A 24,969-nucleotide genomic window follows, 5' to 3' on the forward strand; every position below is an offset into this window, starting at 1 on the left:
TAAAAAAATCTTTTATGCCAGAAGATAGCATTGACCATATCGACTTTGAAGAACTGAATAAAAAGGCTATTTCGCAGCCGCTGGTACAACATATTTACACTGCCGATCCGTCGGCGCATGTGTTCGATGGGAAAATTTACATTTATCCTTCACACGACATTGATGCCGGTGAAGCGTTCGATGATCTGGGCAGCCATTTTGCCATGGAAGATTACCATGTGCTTTCGATGGACCGGCCCGATGGCGAAGCCACCGACCATGGTGTGGCGTTGCATGTGTCGGATGTGCCCTGGGCTGAACGCCAGATGTGGGCGCCGGATGCACATGAGAAAGACGGCACCTATTACCTGTTTTTCCCGGCAAAAGATTACGACGGCATTTTCCGGATTGGTGTAGCTACCAGCCCTTCGCCAACAGGTCCATTTACGCCGCAGGCAAACCCTATTGAAAAAAGTTTTTCTATTGATCCGGCTGTATTTAAAGATGATGACGGCAGCTACTACATGTACTTTGGCGGTATTTGGGGCGGCCAGTTGCAACGCTGGCGAAAGGGTAGCTTCAATGCCGAACAAGCGGAAAGTCCATTTGCATTTTTGCCTGCCGACAATGAACCTGCATTGTGCGGAAAAGTGGCACGGCTGACAGATGATCTGCTGCAATTTGCCGAAGCACCAAAAGACGTATTGATCGTAGATGAAGCAGGCAACCCGCTGCTGCAAGGCGATGCGGATCGCCGCTTTTTTGAAGCATCGTGGGTGCACAAGTACAACGGTAAATATTACTTTACTTATTCCACTGGCGATACGCATTTTATTGCTTACGCAGTTGGCGATAATCCATACGGTCCGTTCACGCATAAAGGCAATGTGCTAAACCCCGTTGTAGGCTGGACCAGCCATCATTCCATTGCGGAATATGAAGGCAAATGGTACCTGTTTTACCACGATTCAAGTTTGTCGAAAGGCGTTACACACCTGCGTTCGGTGAAAGTAACAGAGCTGGTGCACAACGAAGACGGCACCATCGAAACAATCAATCCTTACAGGTAAAAAATAAACGGTAATGCGCATCAAAGCGGTTGCTTTATCCGGCTTGTTATTGTGTGCCCTTACATCTGTTGCGCAGGTAAAATTACCACGCCTGGTACGCGACAGCATGGTGCTGCAGCGGTCGCAGCCCCTGAAGATATGGGGCTGGGCATCGCCGGGCGAAAAGGTGCAGGTAAAATTTGGCAACAAAACATACCGCGCCGTTACAGGCCACGACAAAAAATGGCAGGTGGTGCTGCCGCCGCAGAAAGCCGGCGGTCCGCACAACATGACGATTTCCGGCACTAACCGCATCACCCTAAAAGATATCCTCATCGGCGATGTTTGGCTGTGTGCGGGCCAGTCGAACATGGTGCACCAAATGGAGCTGCACAAAGGCGAATATCCAGCTGAATATGCCGGCGCCAACAATCCGCAGATCCGGCAATTTTGGGTGCCCAACCGCTCTGTGCTAACCGGCCCGGAAGACGACCTTCCGGCCGGTAATTGGAAATGGGCAGGCCGCGAAAACATCGGCCAGTTTTCAGTCGTCGCGTATTTTTTTGCTAAAAACATATGGGAGCAACACAAAGTACCTATCGGCATCATCAACGCCTCGGTGGGCGGTACGCCGGTGGAGGCATGGACCAGCGAGGAAGGCCTGAAGGCGTTGCCTAAATGGGCCGCTTTGGTGCAGCAAAACAAAGACACAGCATATGTAAACGGCCGCAACCGCCAGGCCGATGTCGCCAATGCTCCACTGCAACAACGTGGCCGGCAGGACAAAGGCATGCTCGCATCGCCAAAATGGTTTGAACCAGCGTATCAGCCGAAGGGCTGGCAGCGCATTCATCTGCCCGGGTTTTGGGAAGATGCAGGCCTGCGCAACCTGGATGGCGTGGTGTGGTACCGCAAAGAAATAGAAGTGCCGCAATCAATGACCGGCACTGCAGGTATGTTGTACCTCGGCCGCATTGTTGATGCCGATGCAGCATACATCAACGGAAAATTGGTGGGGCAAACCGGGTACCAATATCCGCAGCGCCGTTACACCGTTCCGGCCGATCTATTGAAGCCAGGTAAAAATGTAATTACGGTGCGCATCACCAACTCGAGTGGCAAAGGTGGCTTTGTTCCCGACAAACCTTATTCCCTTTCGGTTGGTGGACAGGAATTGGATTTGACCGGCTACTGGCAGTATAAAGTAGGAGAGGTGTTTACGCAATTCCGTTCGGTGCCTGGCATTTCCATACAAAATTCGCCCACTGCCTTGTACAATGCAATGGTAGCGCCGCTTACACCATATGCCATCAAAGGTGTGCTCTGGTATCAGGGCGAAAGCAATGCGGGTAACCCTGCCGAGTATGCGCAGTTGATGCCTGCTTTTGTGGCCGACTGGCGCAGCAAATGGCGCCGTGCCGATCTGCCGTTTGTGCTGGTGCAACTGCCCAATTTTATGGAATACGATTACCTGCCCGCAGAAAGCGGTTGGGCACAAATGCGGGAAGCGCAGGAAGCCACTGCAAAACTGCCCAACACAGGCCTGGTGGTTACCATCGACCTTGGTGCATGGAACGATATACATCCCGGAGGCAAAGGAACCATCGGCAACAGGGCCGCATTGGTTGCACGCAACCTTGTGTACGGCGAATCATTGGTATATTCGGGACCGCGTTTTGCCGCGGCCGATAACCGCGGCGATTCATTGGTGATTCGTTTCGACCATACCGGTAGCGGGTTGGTTACAAAAGATGGCGGTGCACCGGGAGGATTTGCCATTGCCGGAAGGGACAAGAAATTTGTGTGGGCAGATGCCCGCATCGAAGGCAACAGCGTAGTGTTGTGGAACAGCAAAGTGCCGCAGCCGCAGTATGTGCGTTATGCCTGGGCCGACAATCCGCACCTGGCTAACCTATACAACAAGGAAGGCCTGCCGGCAGCGCCGTTTCGCACCGATAAGGAAGGTGCTGGTAATGCGCCTGCTACTCATTAAACACGTTTGAATAAATTTTTCTTGCAAACAATACAGCATGCATTGTGCTCGCCACCGTGCATTGTGTTGCTGTGCGCCATATCTATAAAAAAACGATAGCCGATGCTATCGGCAACTAACGATACGCAACCATGAAGAAAATTTCATTGCTTGTTCTCCTTGGTGCTGCATTGCACAGCAGTGCCCAATTCAATGCACCTTGGCGTGGTAAAAAAGCTGCTGTGGTGCTCACTTACGATGATGCCATCGACCAGCACCTCGATAATGCATTGCCCCTGCTCGATTCGCTGCAATTGAAAGCAACTTTTTATGTTACCGGTTTTTCGCCGTCCATGCAAAAACGCTTGCCGCAGTGGCGCGATGTGGGAAGGCGTGGGCACGAACTGGGTAACCATACTATGTACCATCCCTGCAACGGTGGAGCCGGCAGGGAATGGGTACCTTCTGATTATGATTTGACGAAATACACGGTAAAACGAATGGTGGACGAAACCCGCGCCACAAACGTTTTGCTACAAGCCCTGGACGGTAAGACAAAGCGCACATTTGCCTACACCTGCGGCGATATGAAGATCGGCGACGTGTCGTTCATCAATGAGTTGAAACCTGACTTTGTCGCAGCCCGTGCAGTGCGCAACGAAATGCGGCCCATTCAAAACGTGGACCTATACGATGTAGATTGCTACATGGTGGCGGGCCACACCGGCGAGCAAATGATTGCATGGGTGAAAGAAGCAATGGCGAAAAATTCATTGCTGGTCATCCTGTTTCATGGCGTGGGTGGCGGCAACGGGCTTGATGTATCGCTGCCGGCCCACCGGCAACTGTTGCAATATTTGAAAGAGGTGGAAAAAGATATTTGGGTGGCACCTATGATTGATGTTGCCGAACATGTTCGTGACTGGCAAACCCGCACCGCAGCTGCGGCCGCACAACAAAGGAAGACCGATGAAGATTACAAACAGATGCTAGCGCAGCTCAATATAAAGGCTACAAGGCCCGGCCCTTCGGGCAACCCGCAAGCGCCCAACGCTGCCAACGCTGACGAAAGTAAAGCCACGCAATACACATCGCTACCCGACCCGCTAATGCTGGCGAATGGCAAAAAAGTAAGCAATGCAAATACCTGGTGGAAAAGCCGCCGGCCGCAAATAGTAGAGGCATTCGACCGCGAAATATATGGCCGTGTACCGGCCAAAACACCCGGCGTAAAATGGGAAATAACAGCTTCAAAAGATACCATGATTGGCAGCATTGCGGCTGTGGAACAGCAACTGGTTGGTCATGTAGATAACTCCAGTTACCCGCAGATCAAGGTGGATATGCAGATGTCGCTGCTGAAGCCTAAAAATGCTGCCGGCGCAGTGCCGGTGGTGTTGGAGTTTGGGTTTGTTTTTCCAGCTGGTTTCCGCATGCCGCCACCGCCTGCCGGTACGCCGGTACAAAAAAGCTGGCAGGAGCAGGTGCTGGAAATGGGCTGGGCAGCCGCGGTACTGGTGCCTACGTCTTTCCAGGCTGATAACGGCGCTGGCCTCACCGAAGGCATCATTGGTTTGGTAAATAAAGGCCAGTCGCGCAAACCCGATGATTGGGGTGCACTGCGGGCATGGGCCTGGGGTGCCAGCCGCGCCATCGATTACTTTGAAGGGGATAAATCGCTGGATGCAACCAATGTTGCCATCGAAGGCTTGTCGCGGTATGGAAAAGCAGCCGTTGTGGCCATGGCATACGAGCCGCGTATTAAAGTCGGCTTTATCGGTTCTTCAGGTGCGGGTGGATTAAAAATCCTGCGCCGTGTTTTTGGCGAGCAGGTTGAGAACCTCGCATCTTCGGCCGAGTACCATTGGTTTGCCGGCAATTTTATAAAATATGCAGGTCCACTCACCCCGAACGACCTCCCGGTGGATGCACACCAACTGCTGGCACTTTGTGCACCGCGGCCTGTGTTCATCAGTGTAGGATCGCCAACAGTCGAAGGGCAGTGGATCGATGCTAAAGGGATGTTTGTTGCCGGCGTTCACGCAGGGCCGGTGTACCGCCTGTTGGGTAAAAGGGACATGGGCACGGCCGAATTTCCGCCGCAGGAAACCTTGATTGCAGACGGTGACATTGCATTTCGCCAGCACAGCGGCGGCCACACAACTGGCCCCAACTGGCAGTACTTTTTGCCATTTGCCAAACGATATTTTACCAAAAAATAATTGCGCAACTTTTAACCATAAACAGGGCCCGGCGGGCTGCGCTTGTATTGACACAATGCCAGCGCTATAGCCTTTCGGGCACATCATTCCATCATGAAGAAACTGATCTTAACTGCATGTGTAGCCGCAGCAGCTGCTACGGGATTTGCACAGCAAAAAGGCCTGAAGGATTATTACAAGTCTTATTTTCCCATAGGCGTGGCCGTTAGTCCACGGGCACTGGCCTCGGAGCAAGGCGACCTGGTTAAAAAAGAGTTCAACAGCATGACTGCGGAGAACGCCATGAAGATGGGACCGATCCATCCGCGGGAAGGCGAATTCAACTGGCGTGATGCGGATTCTGTTGCTGCATTTGCACAACGCAACGGCATGAAGCTGCGCGGCCACACCTTGGTTTGGCACACACAAGCCCCGGCCTGGATCTTTAAAGATTCGGCGGGTGGGCAGGTGAGCAAAGAAGTATTGCTGCAGCGAATGAAGCACCATATTACCACCGTGGTCAATCGCTACAAAGGCACCATCTACGCATGGGATGTGGTGAACGAAGCTATTTCCGACAAGCCCGATGAGTACCTGCGGCCGTCGCTATGGTACCAGATCTGTGGCGAGGAATATATTGCCAAAGCATTTCAGTGGGCACATGAGGCCGACCCGAAAGCTTTGCTTTTTTACAATGACTACGATGAGATCAACCCGGTAAAACGGACTAAAATCATCCGCCTAATCAACAGCCTAAAGGCGGCCGGCATTCCCATCCATGGCGTGGGCCTGCAGGCACACTGGGCGGTAAACGAGCCTACCCGCCCACAATTGGAAAGCACGTTGAAAGACTTTGCTGCGCTGGGTTTGCACATGCACATTACGGAGCTCGATATTTCGGTGTATCCAAAAGAACACAGTGCCCGTGAACGCAGGCCCTCGGACAGCGATACCGCGTTTACTTCGCAAAAAGAGCAACAGCAAATTGATGTTTACAAAATGAGTTTCGAGCTGTTCCGCAAATACCGCAAGAACATTTCCAGCGTTACGTTCTGGAATATTTCCGACCGCTTTACTTGGCTCGATAATTTCCCGGTGCGTGGCCGCAAAGATCACCCACTGCTGTTCGACCGCAACCTGCAACCCAAGAAAGTATATTGGGAAGTGGTGAAGTTTTAAAAAAAGCGGTACGCCGTTTCTGGCCTGCTCTTTGTTTTCACCTGGCTAAAATAATTAGCATGAAAAACGAACGAAATAACAATGCTGAAAATGGCCGCGAGGGAAAAGAGAACAAGGTAGCAAATGAAACGGCAAACGGCCTGCGGGGCGACAATACCGAAAAAGATCCGGCCGATTGGGTAACTGGCGACGAACCCATGACCGGTGCACAGCGCTCTTACCTGAAAACCTTGTCCAGTGAGGCTGGAGAGGAATTTGACGAGGAAATATCGAAAGCGGAAGCATCGAAAAAGATCGACGAACTACAACATAAAACGGGCAGGGGATTAGATTCTTAGTACCAGTACGCTCAAATTTTTATTTGGAAATTACCTTGAAGCGGCAGGCAAACACCTGCCGCTTTTTTCTGGCGGAATTGCTGTGTTTGAAAGTTGATTAAATGTGGAAAAATGCTAATTTTTTTAACCAAAATACTTGCAGTGCTGCGGCTAATAACTGTATCTTGTGGGCTTAATACTGAGTACTATGATCAAATTGCAAGTTATCGGACGTTTGGGAAAAGACTGTGTGGTAAACACGGTTAACGGGAAGAATGTGATCAACTTTACAGTAGCACATTCCGAAAAATTCAGGGACAGCCAGGGCAACAACCAAGAGAAAACAACTTGGGTTGATTGCGCTTACTGGACCGACCGCACTGCCGTTGCACCCTACCTCACTAAAGGTCAGCAGGTATTTGTAGAAGGCACCCCCGAGGTACGCACATTTACCCGCAACGATGGCACCAGCGGCGCCACGCTTTCCATGCGTGTTCGTGATGTACAATTGCTGGGCGGCCGCGAAAACAACCAGGCCGGCGGACCTTCATCTTATGGTCAGCAAGATTCTGGCGCACCTGCTTACAACAACAACCGCAACGAAGTTCCTGCTTCCAGCGGCATTGGTGCCGACCAGGTAGACGACCTGCCTTTTTAATGGAAATTCATTTTCTCCATAAAGCCCCCGCACCGGGGGCTTTTTTTATGCCCTTTATTTTGTAACCGGCTGTAGTAGGCCTGTTCAGCGCCTGTTGTGTCACTCACTTGTACGTTCAGTAACACTATTCAGCAAATGGCGAGCTGCTTGGTTTTATCGTAATCAGCACTGCCATAATATCCTTAAATTAGGGCAAACGAACTTGCCATGTCATCCCGCCGAAAGTTTCTCAAGAACCTGGGCAACGCGTCCCTATTGCTGCCCATTGCCTCGCTAGCCAACATTCCCGACAGCGAACTCGAAAGCCGCATTTTGCCCTACGAACGCCACTACGGCGCCAACGATAATATTCGTGTGGGTGTGATTGGTTTTGGCATCATGGGACTGGCCAATGCCCGCACCGCAGCCAAAGTGCCCGGTGTGTCCATTGGCGCTGTGTGCGACCTCTACACCGGCCGCCTCGAACGAGCAAAAGAGATCTTCGGTAACGACATCTTCACAACCCAAAACTACGCTGCACTGCTCGACCGAAAAGACATCGACGCTGTGTTTGTGTGCACCTCCGACAACTGGCACGATGTGATCACCAACGAAGCGCTGCGCAAGGGGAAAGCCGTGTATTGCGAAAAGCCCATGATGCAGCACATCGACCAGGGCCGCAGCATGATCAAAGTGCAAAAGGAAACCGGTGGCATTTTACAGGTAGGCAGCCAGCGCATTTCGTCCATCGTTTATGCCAAAGCAAAAGAGCTGTACAACCAGGGCGTGATCGGCACACTCAACTGCATCGAAGCCTCTTTTGACCGGCACGATGCGCTGGGCGCCTGGCAATACACCATGCCCCTCGATGGCTCACCGCAAACAGTAGATTGGAAGCGGTTTAACCGGCACAATCCATCAGCACCCTACGATCCGAAACAATTTTTCTGGTGGCGCAACTACCGCGAACACGGCACCGGCGTGGCCGGCGACTTGTTTGTGCATCTGCTCACCGGCATTCATTTTATTACGGGCTCGCATGGCCCCAACCGCATATTTGCCAGCGGCGATATTTCGTACTGGAAAGATGGCCGCAATGTGCCCGATGTAATGACCGGCGTGATGGAATACGGCGCCACGCCGCAGCACCCGCCGTTCCAGGTGTTGCTCAAAGTAAACTTCGCATCGGGCGGCGAACGCCCCGATGATAGCCGGGTACGTTTTTACGGCTCTGATGGCTCGATCGATTTTGGATGGAGCGGGATTACGGTGCACCAAAACAAGCTGCCCAAAGCGCCGGGTTACGGTGGCTGGGATTCGTTGGACACATACCCCAAAGCCGCGCAGGAGCAAATCATTGCCGCTTATAACCAACGTTGGAGCGAAGGAGACAAAAAGAAAATTAAAGGCGAGCCCATCAAGTTTAACGCACCACAAGGCTACGACGAACGGCTCGATCACCACCTCAATTTTTTCGAATCGGTACGCAGCAAAAAACCGGTGGTGGAAGATGCATTATTTGGTTTCCGCGCCGCAGCACCATGCCTGCTGGCAAACGAAAGCTATTTCCAGCGAAAAGTAATGCATTGGAACGCCGGGTAACCAGTGATTTGTGCGATGGGAAAGGATTTTAATGATGCGGTGTTGGGATGCGTATTTTATGGCCAGCATTCAACAGGTTGCCATGCAAAAATTAAACTCGTTGAGTTTAATCATCCCAACCCTTTCTAATTCTACAAGTCACTGGTTCTGTTATACTTTTGCGCCATGTCCGAAACGTTGATCTCCTACGAAGAATTATATCGCTTTACCCACTCCGTTTTCCTGTCCATTGGTTGCCCTGAGGCGGATGCAACACTGGCTACAATAGTGTTGCTGTCGGCTGATGTCCGCGGAATCGACTCGCATGGCGTGGCTCGCCTTACCGGCTATGTTCGGCTGTACGAAGCGGGCCGCATCAATCCCACACCAGATGTGCGCATCGTTCACGAAACACCTTCAACTGCAACGGTTGATGGCGACAGGGGCCTGGGTTTGGTAGTGGCGCCAAAGGCCATGCAAATAGCCATTGATAAAGCAAAAATTGCCGGCACCGGTTGGGTAAGTGTCAAAAACAGCAACCATTATGGCATTGCTGGCTACCACGCCATGATGGCGCTGGAGCACGACATGATCGGCATCTCGATGACCAATGCCAGTGCGCTGGTGGCACCTACATTTTCCATTGAACGAATGTTGGGTACCAACCCCATTTGCGTAGCTATACCGGCAGGCGAGGAGCCCCCTTTTGTGGCCGATATGGCCACTACAACTGCTGCCAACGGCAAGCTCGAAATTTTGCAACGCAAAGGCGGCGAAGCACCAACCGGATGGGTGCAGGACAAAGACGGCCAAACTACCGTTGATGCACACGCGCTAAAAACCGGTGGAGCATTACTACCCCTGGGCAGCGACCGCGAACACGGCAGCCACAAAGGCTATGCATTTGGGTCGATCGTAGATATTTTTTCGGCAGTTTTGAGCGGTGCTTCTTATGGGCCTTGGGCGCCGCCGTTCCCGGCTTATGTGCCCATGCCACAGAATATGCCCGGCGAAGGATTGGGCCATTTCTTTGGCGCCATGCGGGTGGATGCGTTTCGTCCAGCAGAAGATTTCAAACAACATATGGACAATTGGATCCGGCGTTTTCGCAATGCCACACCAGCTGATGCGGCACAGCCCGTGCTTATTCCTGGCGACCCGGAGCGTGAAATGGAAAAGAAGCGGATGGCGGCCGGAATTCCGCTGCATGCCGCGGTTGTAAAAGATTTACGCGAACTGGCAGAAAAGCTAAAGGTTGCGCCTTTTTAGTGCCGTTTATTTAATAATGTGTAGCTATTTTTGCACCTCATCAAAAAAAATCCTGCATTTACAGGAACCGGTTTATGAAAATAATGAAGTTCGGCGGCACCTCGGTAGGTAAGCCGCAACGCATGCACGACGTGGCCCAATTGATCACCAAAGACAGCGATCCCAAGATTGTTGTGTTGAGTGCGGTGTCGGGTACCACAAACTCGTTGGTAGAAATTGCAACCCTGCTGGCGGCGCAGAAACGGGAAGAAGCAAAGGAGAAGATCGATACGCTGGAAGCAAAATACCAGGAGTTTATTAAGGAGCTGGTGCAAGGCGAAGAAGCGCTGGCCAAAGCCAAAGCCATCCTGCAGGAACATTTCGAATTTCTGAACATCATCCTGAAAATATCATACAGCGAAGCCCTGAGCAAAGACATCCTGGCTCAAGGTGAGCTTATTTCCACTAAATTGTTTTCGGTGTACCTCGAGGAGCAGGGCATTGACCACCTGCTGCTCCCGGCGCTGAACTTTATGGTGATTGACGAAAACGACGAACCGCCGGTGCCGCAGATCAGCAAAAACCTCAAAGGCTTGCTGGCACAGCATCCCGAGAAAAAACTGATCATCACGCAAGGATATATTTGCCGCAACGCCAGGGGTGAAGTGGACAACCTTAAACGTGGCGGATCTGATTACACCGCATCGTTGGTTGCTGCTGCCATTCAGGCTTCTGTTTGCGAAATCTGGACCGACATCAGCGGTATGCACAACAACGATCCAAGGGTGGTCAACAAAACGCTTCCCATCGAGCAACTAAGCTTTGATGAGGCAGCAGAACTGGCTTATTTCGGTGCCAAAATTTTGCACCCAGCATCCATCTGGCCTGCGCAGCAATATAAAGTGCCGGTGAAATTGCTCAACACCATGGAGCCCGAAGCAAAGGGCACTACCATCACATCCGAAGCTGCATCGAAAGGGGTGAAAGCGGTGGCTGCAAAAGACGGCATCACCGCGGTAAACATCAAGAGCAGCCGCATGTTGCTGGCTTACGGTTTCCTGCGCAAGGTGTTTGAGATTTTCGAAAAGTACCGCACGCCGATCGATATGATCACCACCTCGGAAGTGGCTGTATCGGTAACCATCGATAGCGACAGCGCACTGCCCCAGATTCGCAAAGAACTGGAAGCATTGGGCTCTGTAGAAACCGAAGGCAATATGACCATCGTGTCGATTGTGGGCAACGAAATTGCTGACAACACACAAACGTTGCAGGATGTATTCAACAGCCTGACTGATGTGGAAGTACGCATGGTTTCTTACGGCGGCAGCCCGCACAACATTTCCATCCTGGTGCCTGCTGCGCAAAAAACAGAAGTGCTGCAGAAGATCAACAGCGGTGTATTTAAGTTGTAGGTTAGGAACTAGGATTGATCGGATTTTGTAGGATTAATTTATTGGAGTTTAGTTTGAAGATTTATTCCATCAAATAAAAACAAAAGAGGCGCTCAATAAGCGCCTCTTTCTATTCCAAAATAATCAATTCTAATCCTAAAAATCCGGGTTCTGTTAGATCACCAGCATTGCATCGCCATAGCTAAAGAAACGATATTTATCCTTAATCGCTTTTTTGTACGCTTCCATGGTTAGGTCGTAACCGGCAAAAGCGCAGGTCATGATGAGCAGGGAAGTCTTTGGCAGGTGAAAGTTGGTCACCAGCGAATCGGCGATTGAAAAATCATACGGCGGGTGGATAAAAGTATTGGTCCAACCTTCTGATGGTTTCAGCAATTTCTGCGCAGTAAACGAAGACTCCAAAGCCCGCATGGTAGTAGTGCCGATAGAGCAGATGCGGTGCGAAGTTTCCTTTGCTTTGTTTACGATTTTGCAAGCCGCTTCTTCAATCCGGTAGTACTCTGCATCCATCTTGTGCTTGCTCAGGTCTTCCACTTCAATGGGGCGGAACGTGCCGAGGCCGGTGTGCAGGGTTACTTCCGAAAAACGGATGCCTTTAATCTCGCAACGCTTGATCAATTCGCGGCTGAAATGCAGGCCGGCAGTGGGCGCCGCTACAGCACCTTCGTGCTTTGCATACACCGTTTGGTAGCGTTCGCGGTCTTCTTCATCGGGCTTCCGCTTGATGTATTTTGGGAGCGGGGTTTCACCATGCTTCTCCAAAACCTGGCGGAATTCTTCGTCGGTACCGTCAAACAAAAACTTGATGGTACGGCCACGCGAAGTAGTGTTGTCAATTACTTCAGCAACCAGGTCTTCGCTGTCGCCAAAATAAAGTTTGTTCCCAACGCGGATTTTCCTTGCGGGATCAACGATCACATCCCAAAGGTTGTGTTCCTTGTTCAGTTCGCGCAGCAAAAACACTTCGATCTTGGCGCCTGTTTTTTCCTTGCGGCCATACATTCTTGCGGGAAAAACCTTGGTGTTGTTTACCACAAAAACATCTTTGTCATCGAAGTAGTCGAGGATGTCGCGGAAGTATTTGTTTTCGATGTTACCGGTCTTGCGGTCCACCACCATCAGGCGTGAGTCTTCGCGTTTCTTGGCCGGATTTTGAGCAATGAGGTTGAGTGGGAGGTCGAACTTAAATTGAGAAAGCTTCATGGGCTGTTGTTACAGTTGTTTTATGCCTCATGACGCGAAACCCGGGGCTAAAAGTTTCAAGAGGGTGCAGAAAAAAAGTCGGTCTAAAAATCCCTGCCTTTGTTATCTGTAACGCCTTTGAGCCTTTTGCTCACCTTTCCAATCCACGGTCTTACGGCACCGGGTTTGGTCAATAAGCGGTTTGAAGGCGGCAAAGGTAATGCCATTTGTTTACAAAACCTGATGCCGCGGTCGGAATTTAATTTTATTACGTTGTTTTATTTAAACACCACCAAAACCCGCTGCCGGAAAGCCCACAGCGATAACCTTTTCGTGTTGTTCCACCACCGGCCGTTTGATGAGTGCGGGGTGCTGTGTCATTAACTGGATGGCGCCTTGCTCTGTTGCCGCTTTGGCTTGCTCCGCTTCGTTTAGGCCACGCCAGGTAGCGCTTTTCTTATTCAATAAAACAGCAACGCCCATTTGCGATAGCCAGTCATTTATTTTTTGTGCGTCGATGCCGTCCTTTCGAAAATCATGAAACTGGAAAGATTGGTTTGCTTCTTTCAACCATTTTATTGCCTTGCGTACGGTATCGCAACTGGCCAGTCCGTAAACTGTGTACATGCAAAAAATCTGTTCTAATTAATTCTGTGTAGGGTTTGCTGTTAAATGCCGCACTGCGCCATCTAAAAAATTAGGCAACACATGCGCATAGGTCCACATGATCTTGTCGGGATCGTTCAATTGTTCCACCATGCTTTCCCATTTGGCCAAGCCATGCTGCTCAATCACCAGATCTTTGCGCTGTTCATTTTGCAGGTAAGCGCTCATGCCCGGCGCATCGGCCTCGGGGTGAAATTGTGTGCCCACCATCCACGGCGAAAAGCGCATACCCATGATGGCCTGCACATAAGGCACATGCGGCCGGTATTTTTCTATGCATAAAATATGTGCACCCATTTTGCGGATCAGGTCCCAATCGGGATGAATCACCTGCCAGTCGCGGCTGTCAACAATGTAAAATGGGTCGTTCAGGGCTTTGAACAACGAGTCGTGGTGACCGCCCGGTGTGATGTGCACCGGAAACACGCCAAAAGAAGTGGACTTCCGTTTGCACACTTCGGCGATGCCGTAATCGCGGCACACCAACTGGAAGGAATGGCAAATGAGGAATACAAATTTTTTGGGCGCAATATGCGGGTTGTTGTTCCAACTTTCTACCGACCGCAACCAGCCAAAATAAGCCCGCTCCCAATCCGACCCCTCGCTGTCGATGGGGCTGCCGGGCCCGCCGGTAGAAATATATATGTCGTAGTTGAGATCAGGCACTTCCTGTTTGATGCGTACCTCAAATTCATCTACATGCACCGTATGCGCATGAAATTCGCTCCACTGCCGGATGATGTCGCGCAGGCAGCGCATACCCTGATTGGGATAGCCTTCATAAAGGTCCAAAATTGCTATGCGTACATTCATGAAGGCGCAAAAGTACGCAACTAAAATTTTTTGGTTTTTCGGCCGCCTTTTATGGCGTTACTGTAGGTATTTATTATGGGCAAAAATGTGTTTACTTACCGTGCACCTTTTTGCCGCCAATAAATGTTGCGTGCACTTGTGCCGACAAAATTTCGGCAGCATTGGCTTGCATCAGGTCCACATCCATCAACACAAAATCTGCCCATTTGCCCCTTTCCAAACTGCCTTTTTCACCTTCCTCAAAATTGCTCTTTGCAGCCCAGATCGTCATGCCGCGGAGCGCTTCCTGGCGGGTTAAGCTGTTTTCTGTTTGGTAGCCACCAGCGGGCCAGCCCCTTGCATCCTGCCGAAACACGGCTGCACAAAAAGTTTTAAATGGCGAAATGTCTTCCACCGGGAAGTCGGTGCCCAGCGGGATCCAGCCGTTTTGCTGCATCAATTGCTTGTATGCATAAGCGCCTTTTTCGCGGTCTCTGCCCAGCCGTTCGCCGGCCCAGTACATATCAGATGTGGCATGCGTTGGCTGCACCGAAGGCACCACGCTATAGGCCCCGAATTTTCCAAAATCCAACGGGCTCACCACCTGCGCATGTTCAATACGCCAGCGGCGGTCGTTGGTGCCTTTGAGGTATTTTGCATAAATATCCAGCACCACGCGGTTGCCCGAGTCACCAATTGCGTGTGTGCACATTTGAAAGCCTTTATTGTAAATGGCACTTGCCACCGAATCGAAATGCGATGCAGGGCTCAACAAAAAGCCAGTCCAGTCCGGCTGGTCGGTGTAGGGTTGTAATAAACAGGCACCCCGAGATCCCAAGGCACCATCGGCGTATACTTTAAAAGATCGGACATTTAAGAGCGGCGTTTTGATGGCGCCGCGGTTAAATAAAAAGTCGTAATTGCGCGGCGCATCGCTCAGCATAGCGTATATCCGCATTTGGAGTGCGCCCTTTTTTTGCAGGCTGTCGATGGCAAGGACTTCGGTGTAATCGAGTCCGCAATCATCAACGGTGGTGAGGCCCACAGCAAAGCAGGCTTTTTGTGCATCGTCCAATGCGGCCGCTACCTGCGCCGGTGTGGCCGGCGGAATTTTCGATGCCACCAGGTCCACTGCATTGTCAATCAACAGGCCGGTTGCAGTGCCGTTTTTGGTCACTACCGTTCCGCCGGTTAGCGTGGTAGCAGCAGTTACGTTGGCAAATTTCAACGCAGCGCTGTTGGCAATCGCCGCATGTCCATCCACACGGGTCAGCAGCACCGGGCGGGTAGGGAACAGTTTATCTAAAGCTTCGTTGGTGGGAAACGCTTTATTGGGCCAATCGTTCTGATCCCAGCCGCGGCCAACCAGCCAGCCTTCTGTGTTTTGTTGTGCAAACGAATCGAGTTTGGCGAGGGCCGCTTCCCAACTATGTGTGCCGGTGAGGTCGGCGGTTTGCAACCCGAGGCCATAGCGGTAAAAATGCGCATGGGCATCAATAAAACCGGGGTACATAAAACGTCCCGCTGCATTCAGCGTATCCGGCGCAGTAAAGCGTTCCCTGATGCTGGCATCGGTGCCGGTGGCTAATATCTTTCCATCTTTGATGGCCATGGCCTGCGTAGTGCTAAACAGCGAATCGACGGTGTAAATTCTTGCATTGAACACCAGCAGGTCCGCACCTGTTTTGGAGTTGCAACCAATAAGCAGTGATGTAACAAGCAGTGCAAAAAGCGGGATAATATTCCGGTGCATGAATAGATAACAATTTTGTAATTGGTTTGTCTCCAACAAACAATCGGGCATCAATGTTTGCTGCATCGTAGCAAGCATTGGTTGATGCAACCGCCTGATGTTTTGCAAAGCAAAGAAATGCGTTCAGTATTTTCTATTTGCCCACAAAAAGTGGCGGATGCTTTTTATTAAAATCGGTAGCATCCTGAAATGCGCTCCCCGCCTGTAAAATAGAGGCTTCATCATACAGGTTGCCGAGCAATGTAATGCTCAACGGATTGCCGCGGTTGCTGAAGCCAATGGGAAACACGAGTGCCGGGTGCCCCGTCAGGTTGGTAATGGCCGATTGGTTTCCTGAAAAAGTGGGTACGATCACCACGTCCCATTGCTGCATGAAGTCGTGCATTTGCCGGATCAGGGCTGCACGAAATCGGTTCGCATTAATGTATTCGGCAGCAGGTATCAGCCGCGACGCCCTGAAGATATTGGGCCAAAAACCTTTGTCCTGCCGCTCTATCAGGGAGTCGCGGTTGGTGCGGGTAAGTTCATCAAACGCAGCAGCACCTTCGGCCGAAATGACCATATTCATGATATCGGCAGGGAAATAGGCCGTATCTGGAAAGGTAGTTGCCCTAATATTTGGATTCAATTTTTTGAACACTTCCAAAGCCTGCCATTCAGCGGATTCGCGGGGCAACTTGTCGAAATAGTTGGCCGCATAGGCAATACGCAAGCTCCGAACCGGTTTGGCAGCCGGGTAGTTAAAAGGATAGGCCACCGCAGAAGGATCTAAGCCATCGGTTCCTTTAATGGCTGCAAACACAAGCGCACAATCGGCCGCGCTGCGGCAAATGGGCCCGATTTTATCGAGGCTCCAACTCAATACCATTGCACCGCTGCGGCTGACGGCGCCAAATGTTGGGCGCAACCCGGTGGTGCCGCATCTTGTAGATGGCGAAACAATGGAACCCCAAGTTTCGGTGCCGATGGCAAAGGGCAGTAAACCGGCCGCAGTAGCGGCTGCCGAACCCGCCGACGAGCCGCTCGACCCTTGCCGCAGGTTCCATGGATTTTTGGTTTGACCGCCAAACCACAGGTCGTTGAACGCCAGCGCACCCAGCGACAGTTTTGCACAAAGTACCGCACCGGCTTTTTGCAATTGGGTGTACACGAACGCATCTTCTTCAATTACCTGTTCCCGGTACGGAGTGGAACCCCAGGTGGTGCGGGTACCTTTTACGGCAAACAGGTCTTTCAACCCGTAAGGAATGCCGTGTAGCGGTCCGCGGTAAATGCCTTTTGCCAATTCAGCATCCGCTTTTCTTGCCTGTTGCATGGCCAGTTCTTCGGTGTAGGAAATAACGCATTGCAACGAGTCGTCCCATTTCTTCAGCCGCTGCAGAAAAAACTCGGTCAGCGCAACAGAAGTAATCTTTTTGTTTTTGATCAGCGATGCCAGCTGGCCTACGGGGTAAAAAGCCAGGTCCTCTCGGTTTTGCGGCAGGGACACATTCTGCGGTAGCGGATTGGCTTTTTTTACTGCCGGTTGCGGCATTTTGAAACCGACAGGCGCCGGCTTAAATGCAAAAGGGTAGGGCAGTGCGTTTACCGCCAAGCGGCCGTGCAGGTTTCGGTAGGCATCGTAAAATTCCCGCATCGATTCCACCGCCGAATCGGCTTCGGCGGCGGTGTACTGCAGGTCGTAGTAGGAGGAGGTTTCCTGTATCCACTTGATCGTGTCGGTGCGGCTTTGTGCACTGGCGCCAGTAGCTGCCGTTAGCAACACGGCGCTCCATATTTTTCGCATGTGATTGTGTTGTGATTGGGAAAATAGGCAATAAGTGGGGCAATGGAAGTTTTCCGCTTTAGAAACCGGGCAGCAATCTCTTTGCTATAATAACGTGCAAGCCTAAACGAAATTTAGCTTTTCACCAATTGTAAATGTTCGGCTACGGCCCTGGAAATGGCTTGCATGAGCGAATTGGGCGGCTGCATTTGCCCGGGCACAAATACCAGTTCGCCGCTTTCCGATTGGATCAACCGCTTGGAGGGCAGTTGCCGCTCCAGGCGGTCGTCCGGAATGCTGAGGATATACTCGGTAAGCAGGTGCGTTTCCCTTACACTCACCATTGCATTGTAAGTGGTGTTTTCGTGTTCGAAAAAGATGGTAAAAATCCGCGCCATAAAAACGGGGGCCAGCCAGGCCTGGTTTTTTGAAAGGATTGCAAGGGCATCTCTAATCTACTAAAAAAATTGAAACACGAATATTAAGTTTTGCTATATTCCCTCCAAGAATTTTGACTCAATCATTTCCACCACGGCCTGCAGCGAACCGGTTTGCTCGTATACTTCCAACTGTCGGTCGGCGCCGGTGCCCTCCTCCAAAATGCGGTGCACTTCCTGCAAGTGGTGCCTCGATCCCAAGCCGTCTACTACGTCGTCAATGAAATCAAGCAGCTCGTAAATCAACACCCGTGTATCAATTTCTTCTTCTTTGCCAAAATCAATCAGTCGGCCGTCGATTCCATAGCGGCTGGCCCGCCATTTATTTTCGTTGATCAGGTGCCGTGAGTACTGGATGAAGTTCATGTTCTGCAGGCGCAGCTTGTATATTTTGGCACACACCGCCTGAAAGATTGCCGCAATGGCCACCGTTTCTTTCACGGTCAGTGGCACATCGCAAATGCGGAATTCAACGGTGTTGAAATATGGATGCACCCGCAGGTCCCACCATATTTTTTTCCCATTGTCAATACAGTTGGTTTTGATCAACAACTTCAGGTAACAATCGTACGCTTCAATACTGTCGAACACTTCGGGTATGCCTGTACGTGGGAACTTATCAAACACCTTGCTGCGAAAAGATTTGTACCCGGTTTTGCGGCCTTCCCAAAAAGGCGAGTTGGTGCTCAGCGCATAAATATGCGGCAGAAAATAGCGGGTGCTGTTGGCAATATGCATCGCCATTTCGCGGGTTTCCATGCCCACATGCACATGCAATCCAAAAATGAGGTTGCTGCGGGCAGCCTCCTGCAGCTCCGCTACGATTTCATTATAACGATCGTGCTCGGTGATCAGTTGTTTTTCCCAATGGCTAAACGGGTGGGTGCCTGCTGCGCCTAGTTTTAGCCCCAGTCCATCGGCAATGCCCGACACGGTTTTGCGCAGGTTGGCCACGTCTTCAAAAGCTTCGTCGGCATTTTGGCAAATGTCGGTGCCCACTTCCACCACCGCCTGGTGCATTTCTGCTTTTACTTTGTCTTTAATTATTTTATGGCCCTCGTGTACAATGCGCTGCTGGTGGCTTTTCAATTCCCCTGTGTTCGGGTCTAGCACCATATACTCTTCTTCAATGCCGAGGGTAAAAATGTTGTATCGGAAATGTGTCATTAAATGGCTTGCAAAATCATTAAATAAATGTCCACTGCTTTTTGCAATGGTGCTAAATAAGGGGCCTTCCACCCACGCTGCGTTTCAAAAATTCACCCCAGGTAAGATTGTCTTTTCCATCTTCCTGTGCCTGTGCCCGTTCAATGCAATAGTTGGCGGCATTTTCCACCACCCAGTTAAAGTTATGCTGGCCCACGCTGGGCAGGTCGGCATCGGGTGCCGGGTTGCAAAAGTCGATGGCATAGGGCACGCCGTCGCGGTAAGCCAGTTCCACCGTGTTGAAATCATACCCAAGGTATTGGTTGATGCGCAACACGATCTCTTCCATCTGCTTTTGCTTTTCCGCCGTTGGCGTAAAGTCGGCGGCATACCTGCGGTGAAATGGATTGCGCGGCTCATAGGGCATGATGTGCACATATTTGCCGCCGATGCAATAGCAACGGTAGTATTCTTCAAAAATGATTTCTTCCTGCAGCAACATCACCAGTTGGCCGGTTTCGGTGTGCTTGCGGTAAAAATCTTCTTTGTCCTCCAGCCGGTACACATTGCGCCAGCCGCCGCCGGCAAAGGGTTTCATATAAGCAGGGAAACCAACGTATTCAAAAATATGTTCCCAATCAAGCGGGTAAGTTAGGTTGGTAAATGAGTCGCTATTGGTTTCATCGGGCAAATCGAAGGAGGGAAGAATGGCGGTTTTTGGAACCGGCACCCCGATCTGCGTCATGAGGCAGTTGTTGAAAAATTTTTCATCGGCACTCCACCAAAACGGGTTGTTGATCACCGCGGTGCCGGTCAGTGCCGCATTTTTTAAAAAGGTGCGGTAAAAAGGCACGTCCTGCGAAATGCGGTCCACAATAACGGCGTACCCCGGGGCTTCACCTTGCAGCACCTTTGCAATACGCACCGGCTCGGCCTGGATATGCTCCATCCCCATACTGTTGATCCGCTCGATTAAGGCCATTGGAAAGCTGCGTTCCTGTCCAAAAAGAATCCCGATTTTTTTCATACACGCCATTTTGTATTATGTGCAGGCATTAAAGTACAAACTAATCTAATTGTAAAAAAACAACGGGAAGCACCATCCTTCCAAACTTATTTTTGCAGCATGAACAGGGCGGGGCAACAAGCGCAAGAAACAGTATTGGTAACGGATGGCAGCATTCAATCGGGCATGCTGCAGCGCACCGTTTGGTACCATACTTACCGGCCCCAACCTTTTACGCCGGACAGTATTTCGTTGCTTCTTTTGTATGATGGGCAGGAGTTATTAACAACGCCGTTTTACCAACGGCTTGTGGCGATGCAGGATGCAGGCTTGCTGCAGCCGCTCCTGATTGTGGCGGTGCACGCCGGCCCGCAACGCCTGCTGGAGTACGGCACCGCAGGCGTGCCCGATTATGCAGGCCGCGGTGTTAGGGCCGGCTTGCATCACCGTTTTGTGCTTGAAGAATTGGTTCCTGAGATCAAACAGCAATTCGGTGTTGTGGCATTCAACAGCATGGCTGTAGCCGGCTTTTCGTTGGGTGGCTTAGCTTCACTGAGCATGGCCTGGAGCCATCCCGATGTTTTTACAACGGCAGGTGTTTTTTCCGGTTCGCTGTGGTGGCGCAGTAAGGCATTGGATACGGGCTACGATGACAACCGCGACCGCATCATGCACCAACTGGTGCGGAAGGGTACGAAAAAGGCGGAGCTGCGGTTTTATTTTACTACCGGCTCGCTTGACGAAACTGCCGATCGCAATGGCAATGGCATCATTGATTCAATCGACGATACACTGGACCTGATTAAAGAATTGAAGGCAAAGGGTTACGAGGAAGGAGCAGACATTTTTTATAAGAACTATGAAGACGGCCGCCACGATATTGATACCTGGGTGCGGCTGTTGCCGGAATTTTTGTTGTGGGGATGGGGGAGGTAGTTGGTAGTTGACAGTTGGGAGTTGATCGGATTGTCTTAATGTAAAGCAGTTACTATTGACGATGTACTATGGGCCATGGACAAAAAAAGACCCCGCAGTTGCGGGGTCTTTTTTTATACGATGCAATGGAGGCTTAGTTACCGAAAATGTAACGCAGGCCAAACTGCATAAAGTAAGTAGAAGAAAGGGTCTGGTTGTCGCGGAACGACTCACGAACAGGAGCGCCACGATCCAGTGCCAGCCAGTAGTTGGGGCGAACGGTACCGCCAGGAACCACGTTGTTCAGGTTGCGGGCTTCCAGCAGCGAACTTGCGTTGGTCGATTGGGTTACACCCCAGTCGCTGTTCAGCAGGTTGGCTACGTTGAAAATGTCCACACTCAGTTGCAGCGTGTTGCGCTTGTTGCCAATGTTGGTGAAAATATCCTGGAGGATCTTCACATCAAACTGGTTGCGCCAGGGCAGCAGGGCTCCGTTGCGTTCAGCATATTGTCCTTTGCGGTCGCGCAGGTATTTATCCTGCTCGAGGAATGCAAAGAACAGGTCGCTTTGCTCTTGTGCAGTGTAGGCTTTGCCACCGGTTGCAGAAGATGCAGGACGGTCAACAAAAGTGATCTCCGAAGCATTGCGCGGAACGTAGATCAGGTCGTTGTTCTGGCGGTCGCGGTTGAAGTCGTTGGTATAAGTATACGAGAAACGACCCTGGTGCGAACCTTCGTAGAACAGGGAAACCGTAGTACCCAGGTGCTTCAGGTATTCTTTGCGGTACGAAAGGGTTGCAATTACACGGTGTGGCACCACGTAGTTGGCAAAGCTCAGGTTAGGCCTGTTAGCGCCATTTACTGTCTGGATCAGGCTCCATGTATTGAAAGGCTGGTCGCCGTTACCATCGTACAGGTTGCTGGCAATGGTGCGGGTATAAGCCAATGAAGCAAAAAAGCCTGCGGCAAATTGCTTTTCCAAACGGCCGGTCAGCGAGAAGTAATAACCACGTTTTTCGTTGCCGGTAACGATGGCGTTGAACTGCTGGTTGGCGCCTGGGCCAGCCTGGCCGGTGCGGGTAATGGGGTTGATGTATTTATCCGCATCATTGGCCGCATAAATCACGCGGTTGTCGGGGTAGCCTGCAATGTTCAGCGCAGTTGGCTCTTTCAGGTTTACGTTTTGCGAATACAATACATTGATGTCGCGGTTGTAAATAGCTTCCAAAGTACCTACAAAACCACCGGGCAGGCGCTGATCCAGTGCCAGCGTAGATTTCCAGGTTTGGGGCAATTTGAAGTTTTCGTCAAACGCCGTAACGGTGCTTGGAATGACAGTACCTGCAGCAGGCACGGTGGCAGGGCGGTAAGCACCAATGTCGGAAGAGAATGGTCCAGGCGTGTTGGCTTGGCCGTTGGCGCTTTGGGTTACCTGCAGCATGCCGGAGTTACCCGACTGGCCTACGATCCATACAAAAGGAACACGGCCGGTAAAGATGCCGGTACCACCACGGAGTTGGAGGCTGCGGTTGCCAAATACATCGTAGTTAAAGCCTACGCGGGGCGACCACATGATCTTTGGCTCGGGCAGTTTGCCGGTGTTGATGCGGGTGCCGTTGGCAAAATTAAGACCAGCTACCAGCGGGTTGGTTTTTACTTCGGTTACATCGGGGTAGGTGCTCAGGTCGGCACGGATACCGGCAGTAACGCGGAGTTTGGGGTTGATCACCATTTCGTCCTGTGCATACAGCGAGTACTGTGCAAACTTGAACGAAGGGAAAGCCTGCGAATAATCCGGGGTCAGCGAAAATGTTTGGGCGAAATCCAAAGGTTTTACACCATTTACAAAATCATCCCACGAGTTAAAGCGGTAGTAGGACATACCCAGCGGCTGGAAGCCGTTGCGGGTTTTGCTGTAATCAAACTGGCCACCAAACACAAAGTTGTGGATGCCGGTGTTCCAGGTAAGGTTGTTTACAACGGAGTAAATTTCCACGTCGCGCAGGTTGCCCAGCGAGAATGGCTCGTATCCAAAAGAAGTGAACGGAAGGCCGTCCTTCATGATGTCGACGAAAGGAAACAGGGAGCTGTTCGTGCTGCGGGGCTCATCCTGGTTGTTGTACGATACACGGAGGGTGTTGGCCACTTTGTTGCCAAACTTACCGTTCCACTCCAGCTGTGCAGAGTAGAAGTTATTCTCCTGAAAATAATTGGAGTTAGCAAAATGCAGCGCGTTGATATCGGTGCGGCCCTGGCCCGAACCGTAGCTTACACCGGTAGAAGAAGTTGAACCCGAAACAAAGCTTGGGGTTTTGCCTTCAACCTGGTTGTAGCGGAAGTTAATGCGGTGGTTGTCGCTGATGTTCCAGTCGAGGCGTGCCAGGATCTTGGTCTGGTCGGTTACAAAATCATATCCCTGGTAGCCACCGGTTTCATAACCATAAGTGCGGCGCAGGTAATCGGAAATGGCATCCAGCTCGGTAGCCGTAGGACGGGCAACCTGTGGGTTGGTAGGTCCGTAAGGGCGTTCCACGGTTGCAGCAAAACGCTGCTGGCCCGGAGAGGTACGCTTTTCGGTTTCGCCGCTCAGGAAAAAGAACAATTTGTTCTTGATGATTGGCCCACCAACACGTGCACCATACTGGTTGAACTGGAAGTTTTGGCGGGGAAATTCGTTGCCGTTTACCTTGTTACCCTGCTGGTTTTGGTTACGGAAGTAAGTGTATACCGAACCGGTAACGTTGTTGGTACCGGAGCGGGTAATAGAGTTAATCGAGCTACCAATAAAGTTGCTCTGGCGGATATCAAACGGAGAGATGTTTACCGAAATTTCCTCGATGGCATCCAGCGAAATGGGCGAACCGCCTGCAGGCAGGTTGCCGCCAATGCCAAAGGTGTTGTTGAAATCGGAACCATCTACCGTAATAAAGTTCTGACGGGAGTTGCCACCACCAATGGCGTTGCCATTAGCCTGTGGGGTGATGCGGGTAAAATCATTCAGGCTGCGGCTGATGGTTGGGAGCCGGCTGATTTCGCGGGATCCAATGTTGGTTACCGAACCGGTGCGGCTTCCGTTGAGGATGCTGTTTCGGCGGCCACTGGTAACAATAACCTGTTCCAGTGTGGCGTTGGTTTTTGATAAAACCGGGTTCAATACAAAGGATTCAGCGAGCTGGAGTGTAATGTTTTCCAGCGTTTGCGACTCGTAGCCAACATAGCTTACCACTACGGTGTAGGGTCCGCCGGGGCGCATGTTTACGATGTTAAATGTGCCTCCCGACTGTGTTACGGCACTGTAGCGCGTGCCGGACGGAAGGTGCGTAGCCGAAATGGTAGCGCCAGACAGCGGCTGTTCGCCAGCATCACGCACCACGCCGGTGAGGTTACTTGTAGTAACCTGCGCCAACAAAAATTGCCCGACCATAAGGAACATGGCGAGCAACAGGGTAATTTTTCTCAACATACTTACTGATTTTTCTCTTGTGAATGTGAAATTCGCTGCAAAGAAACTGAATTATGGGCCAACGGCACAAAGGGAATATTAACAAATTATTACCCAGCCTTGGAATACAGGCCGTTGGCATCGAAAAAAAACTTTTTTAATTAAGCCAATCCGGTTGCGTTTACATTTTCTACAATGGGTAAATGCATGTAAAAACTCGTCAATAGAGGGTGAGCTGCTACCGAATTTGAAGTCTATAAATTTCGTAAAGCGGTGGTTGTTTAAAT

General features: G+C 51.1%; 19 protein-coding genes. 10 read left to right on the forward strand and 9 right to left on the reverse strand.

The genetic code is table 11. From position 1 onward, the window contains the following. Nucleotides 1–14: 14 nt before the first annotated feature. From EPD17_RS10440 to EPD17_RS10485, 9 genes are all read left to right on the forward strand, one after another. Complete coding sequence (locus EPD17_RS10440; protein ID WP_132053994.1) at nucleotides 15–1,049, forward strand: glycoside hydrolase family 43 protein; 1,035 nt, start codon at nucleotides 15–17, stop codon at nucleotides 1,047–1,049. A 13-nt stretch (nucleotides 1,050–1,062) separates the two neighbouring features. Next, complete coding sequence (locus EPD17_RS10445; protein WP_132053996.1) at nucleotides 1,063–3,021, forward strand: sialate O-acetylesterase; 1,959 nt, start codon at nucleotides 1,063–1,065, stop codon at nucleotides 3,019–3,021. A gap of 131 nt (nucleotides 3,022–3,152) precedes the next feature. After that, the gene (locus EPD17_RS20100) at nucleotides 3,153–5,222 is read left to right on the forward strand and encodes a polysaccharide deacetylase family protein (RefSeq protein ID WP_204743130.1); all 2,070 of its coding nucleotides are present in this window, start codon (nucleotides 3,153–3,155) and stop codon (nucleotides 5,220–5,222) included. A gap of 93 nt (nucleotides 5,223–5,315) precedes the next feature. Beyond that, on the forward strand, nucleotides 5,316–6,380 hold the full coding sequence (locus EPD17_RS10460; RefSeq protein ID WP_132053998.1) for an endo-1,4-beta-xylanase: 1,065 nt from the start codon (nucleotides 5,316–5,318) through the stop codon (nucleotides 6,378–6,380). Between the two features lie 59 nt (nucleotides 6,381–6,439). After that, nucleotides 6,440–6,718, forward strand: a complete 279-nt coding sequence (locus tag EPD17_RS10465; RefSeq protein ID WP_132054000.1) for a DUF3072 domain-containing protein — start codon at nucleotides 6,440–6,442, stop codon at nucleotides 6,716–6,718. A gap of 187 nt (nucleotides 6,719–6,905) precedes the next feature. Then, nucleotides 6,906–7,355, forward strand: a complete 450-nt coding sequence (locus tag EPD17_RS10470) for a single-stranded DNA-binding protein (protein ID WP_114234351.1) — start codon at nucleotides 6,906–6,908, stop codon at nucleotides 7,353–7,355. A 207-nt stretch (nucleotides 7,356–7,562) separates the two neighbouring features. Further along, complete coding sequence (locus tag EPD17_RS10475; protein ID WP_132054002.1) at nucleotides 7,563–8,936, forward strand: Gfo/Idh/MocA family protein; 1,374 nt, start codon at nucleotides 7,563–7,565, stop codon at nucleotides 8,934–8,936. A gap of 165 nt (nucleotides 8,937–9,101) precedes the next feature. Then, entirely contained in the window at nucleotides 9,102–10,184 is a 1,083-nt protein-coding gene (locus EPD17_RS10480; RefSeq protein ID WP_132054004.1) for an Ldh family oxidoreductase, read from the forward strand. A 74-nt stretch (nucleotides 10,185–10,258) separates the two neighbouring features. Continuing rightward, entirely contained in the window at nucleotides 10,259–11,578 is a 1,320-nt protein-coding gene (locus EPD17_RS10485) for an aspartate kinase (protein WP_132054006.1), read from the forward strand. A gap of 153 nt (nucleotides 11,579–11,731) precedes the next feature. On the opposite strand, the gene queA is transcribed toward EPD17_RS10485, so the two are convergent. The 8 genes from queA to EPD17_RS10525 form a co-directional block, all read right to left on the reverse strand. Continuing rightward, nucleotides 11,732–12,781 (reverse strand): tRNA preQ1(34) S-adenosylmethionine ribosyltransferase-isomerase QueA, encoded by a 1,050-nt coding sequence (gene queA, locus EPD17_RS10490; RefSeq protein ID WP_114234347.1) that lies wholly within the window; start codon nucleotides 12,779–12,781, stop codon nucleotides 11,732–11,734. A gap of 261 nt (nucleotides 12,782–13,042) precedes the next feature. Beyond that, nucleotides 13,043–13,387, reverse strand: a complete 345-nt coding sequence (locus tag EPD17_RS10495) for a Spx/MgsR family RNA polymerase-binding regulatory protein (protein ID WP_132054008.1) — start codon at nucleotides 13,385–13,387, stop codon at nucleotides 13,043–13,045. Nucleotides 13,388–13,405: 18 nt separating this feature from the next. After that, entirely contained in the window at nucleotides 13,406–14,239 is an 834-nt protein-coding gene (locus tag EPD17_RS10500; protein ID WP_132054010.1) for a type 1 glutamine amidotransferase, read from the reverse strand. Nucleotides 14,240–14,330: 91 nt separating this feature from the next. Then, nucleotides 14,331–15,971 carry an amidohydrolase gene (locus EPD17_RS10505; protein WP_132054012.1) on the reverse strand — a complete coding sequence of 547 codons (1,641 nt, stop codon included), beginning with the start codon at nucleotides 15,969–15,971 and terminating at the stop codon, nucleotides 14,331–14,333. A gap of 133 nt (nucleotides 15,972–16,104) precedes the next feature. After that, nucleotides 16,105–17,757 (reverse strand): amidase, encoded by a 1,653-nt coding sequence (locus EPD17_RS10510; protein WP_132054014.1) that lies wholly within the window; start codon nucleotides 17,755–17,757, stop codon nucleotides 16,105–16,107. 113 nt (nucleotides 17,758–17,870) lie between these two features. Beyond that, on the reverse strand, nucleotides 17,871–18,134 hold the full coding sequence (locus tag EPD17_RS10515; RefSeq protein WP_132054016.1) for a hypothetical protein: 264 nt from the start codon (nucleotides 18,132–18,134) through the stop codon (nucleotides 17,871–17,873). A gap of 93 nt (nucleotides 18,135–18,227) precedes the next feature. Then, a complete protein-coding gene (locus EPD17_RS10520; protein WP_132054018.1) occupies nucleotides 18,228–19,340 on the reverse strand; it encodes a carboxylate-amine ligase in 1,113 nt (370 codons plus the stop codon). 52 nt (nucleotides 19,341–19,392) lie between these two features. Next, nucleotides 19,393–20,346: an ATP-grasp domain-containing protein gene (locus EPD17_RS10525; RefSeq protein ID WP_132054020.1), complete on the reverse strand. Its 954-nt coding sequence runs from the start codon at nucleotides 20,344–20,346 to the stop codon at nucleotides 19,393–19,395. 99 nt (nucleotides 20,347–20,445) lie between these two features. Here EPD17_RS10525 and EPD17_RS10530 point away from each other — a divergent pair, with 99 nt between their 5' ends. Beyond that, nucleotides 20,446–21,261, forward strand: coding sequence for an alpha/beta hydrolase (locus tag EPD17_RS10530; protein ID WP_132054022.1), 816 nt, complete (start codon nucleotides 20,446–20,448; stop codon nucleotides 21,259–21,261). Between the two features lie 133 nt (nucleotides 21,262–21,394). Here EPD17_RS10530 and EPD17_RS10535 read toward each other — a convergent pair whose 3' ends face one another. Then, nucleotides 21,395–24,703 (reverse strand): TonB-dependent receptor, encoded by a 3,309-nt coding sequence (locus tag EPD17_RS10535; RefSeq protein ID WP_132054024.1) that lies wholly within the window; start codon nucleotides 24,701–24,703, stop codon nucleotides 21,395–21,397. Between the last annotated feature and the right edge of the window lie 266 nt (nucleotides 24,704–24,969).

Source organism: Pseudocnuella soli (assembly GCF_004347775.1).
Lineage (GTDB): Bacteria > Bacteroidota > Bacteroidia > Chitinophagales > Chitinophagaceae > Flavisolibacter > Flavisolibacter aquaticus.

What these genes read in the sequence shown, in the direction of transcription:
- EPD17_RS10510 (WP_132054014.1), bottom strand. Translation starts at nt 17,757, where the DNA reads ATGCGAAAAATATGGAGCGCCGTGTTGCTAACGGCAGCTACTGGCGCC.
- EPD17_RS10500 (WP_132054010.1), bottom strand. Translation starts at nt 14,239, where the DNA reads ATGAATGTACGCATAGCAATTTTGGACCTTTATGAAGGCTATCCCAAT.
- EPD17_RS10440 (WP_132053994.1), top strand. Translation starts at nt 15, where the DNA reads ATGCCAGAAGATAGCATTGACCATATCGACTTTGAAGAACTGAATAAA.
- EPD17_RS10480 (WP_132054004.1), top strand. Translation starts at nt 9,102, where the DNA reads ATGTCCGAAACGTTGATCTCCTACGAAGAATTATATCGCTTTACCCAC.
- EPD17_RS10445 (WP_132053996.1), top strand. Translation starts at nt 1,063, where the DNA reads ATGCGCATCAAAGCGGTTGCTTTATCCGGCTTGTTATTGTGTGCCCTT.
- EPD17_RS10535 (WP_132054024.1), bottom strand. Translation starts at nt 24,703, where the DNA reads ATGTTGAGAAAAATTACCCTGTTGCTCGCCATGTTCCTTATGGTCGGG.
- EPD17_RS10495 (WP_132054008.1), bottom strand. Translation starts at nt 13,387, where the DNA reads ATGTACACAGTTTACGGACTGGCCAGTTGCGATACCGTACGCAAGGCA.
- EPD17_RS10515 (WP_132054016.1), bottom strand. Translation starts at nt 18,134, where the DNA reads ATGGCGCGGATTTTTACCATCTTTTTCGAACACGAAAACACCACTTAC.
- EPD17_RS10485 (WP_132054006.1), top strand. Translation starts at nt 10,259, where the DNA reads ATGAAAATAATGAAGTTCGGCGGCACCTCGGTAGGTAAGCCGCAACGC.
- EPD17_RS10530 (WP_132054022.1), top strand. Translation starts at nt 20,446, where the DNA reads ATGAACAGGGCGGGGCAACAAGCGCAAGAAACAGTATTGGTAACGGAT.
- EPD17_RS10525 (WP_132054020.1), bottom strand. Translation starts at nt 20,346, where the DNA reads ATGAAAAAAATCGGGATTCTTTTTGGACAGGAACGCAGCTTTCCAATG.
- EPD17_RS10520 (WP_132054018.1), bottom strand. Translation starts at nt 19,340, where the DNA reads ATGACACATTTCCGATACAACATTTTTACCCTCGGCATTGAAGAAGAG.
- EPD17_RS10505 (WP_132054012.1), bottom strand. Translation starts at nt 15,971, where the DNA reads ATGCACCGGAATATTATCCCGCTTTTTGCACTGCTTGTTACATCACTG.
- EPD17_RS10470 (WP_114234351.1), top strand. Translation starts at nt 6,906, where the DNA reads ATGATCAAATTGCAAGTTATCGGACGTTTGGGAAAAGACTGTGTGGTA.
- queA (WP_114234347.1), bottom strand. Translation starts at nt 12,781, where the DNA reads ATGAAGCTTTCTCAATTTAAGTTCGACCTCCCACTCAACCTCATTGCT.
- EPD17_RS10465 (WP_132054000.1), top strand. Translation starts at nt 6,440, where the DNA reads ATGAAAAACGAACGAAATAACAATGCTGAAAATGGCCGCGAGGGAAAA.
- EPD17_RS20100 (WP_204743130.1), top strand. Translation starts at nt 3,153, where the DNA reads ATGAAGAAAATTTCATTGCTTGTTCTCCTTGGTGCTGCATTGCACAGC.
- EPD17_RS10460 (WP_132053998.1), top strand. Translation starts at nt 5,316, where the DNA reads ATGAAGAAACTGATCTTAACTGCATGTGTAGCCGCAGCAGCTGCTACG.
- EPD17_RS10475 (WP_132054002.1), top strand. Translation starts at nt 7,563, where the DNA reads ATGTCATCCCGCCGAAAGTTTCTCAAGAACCTGGGCAACGCGTCCCTA.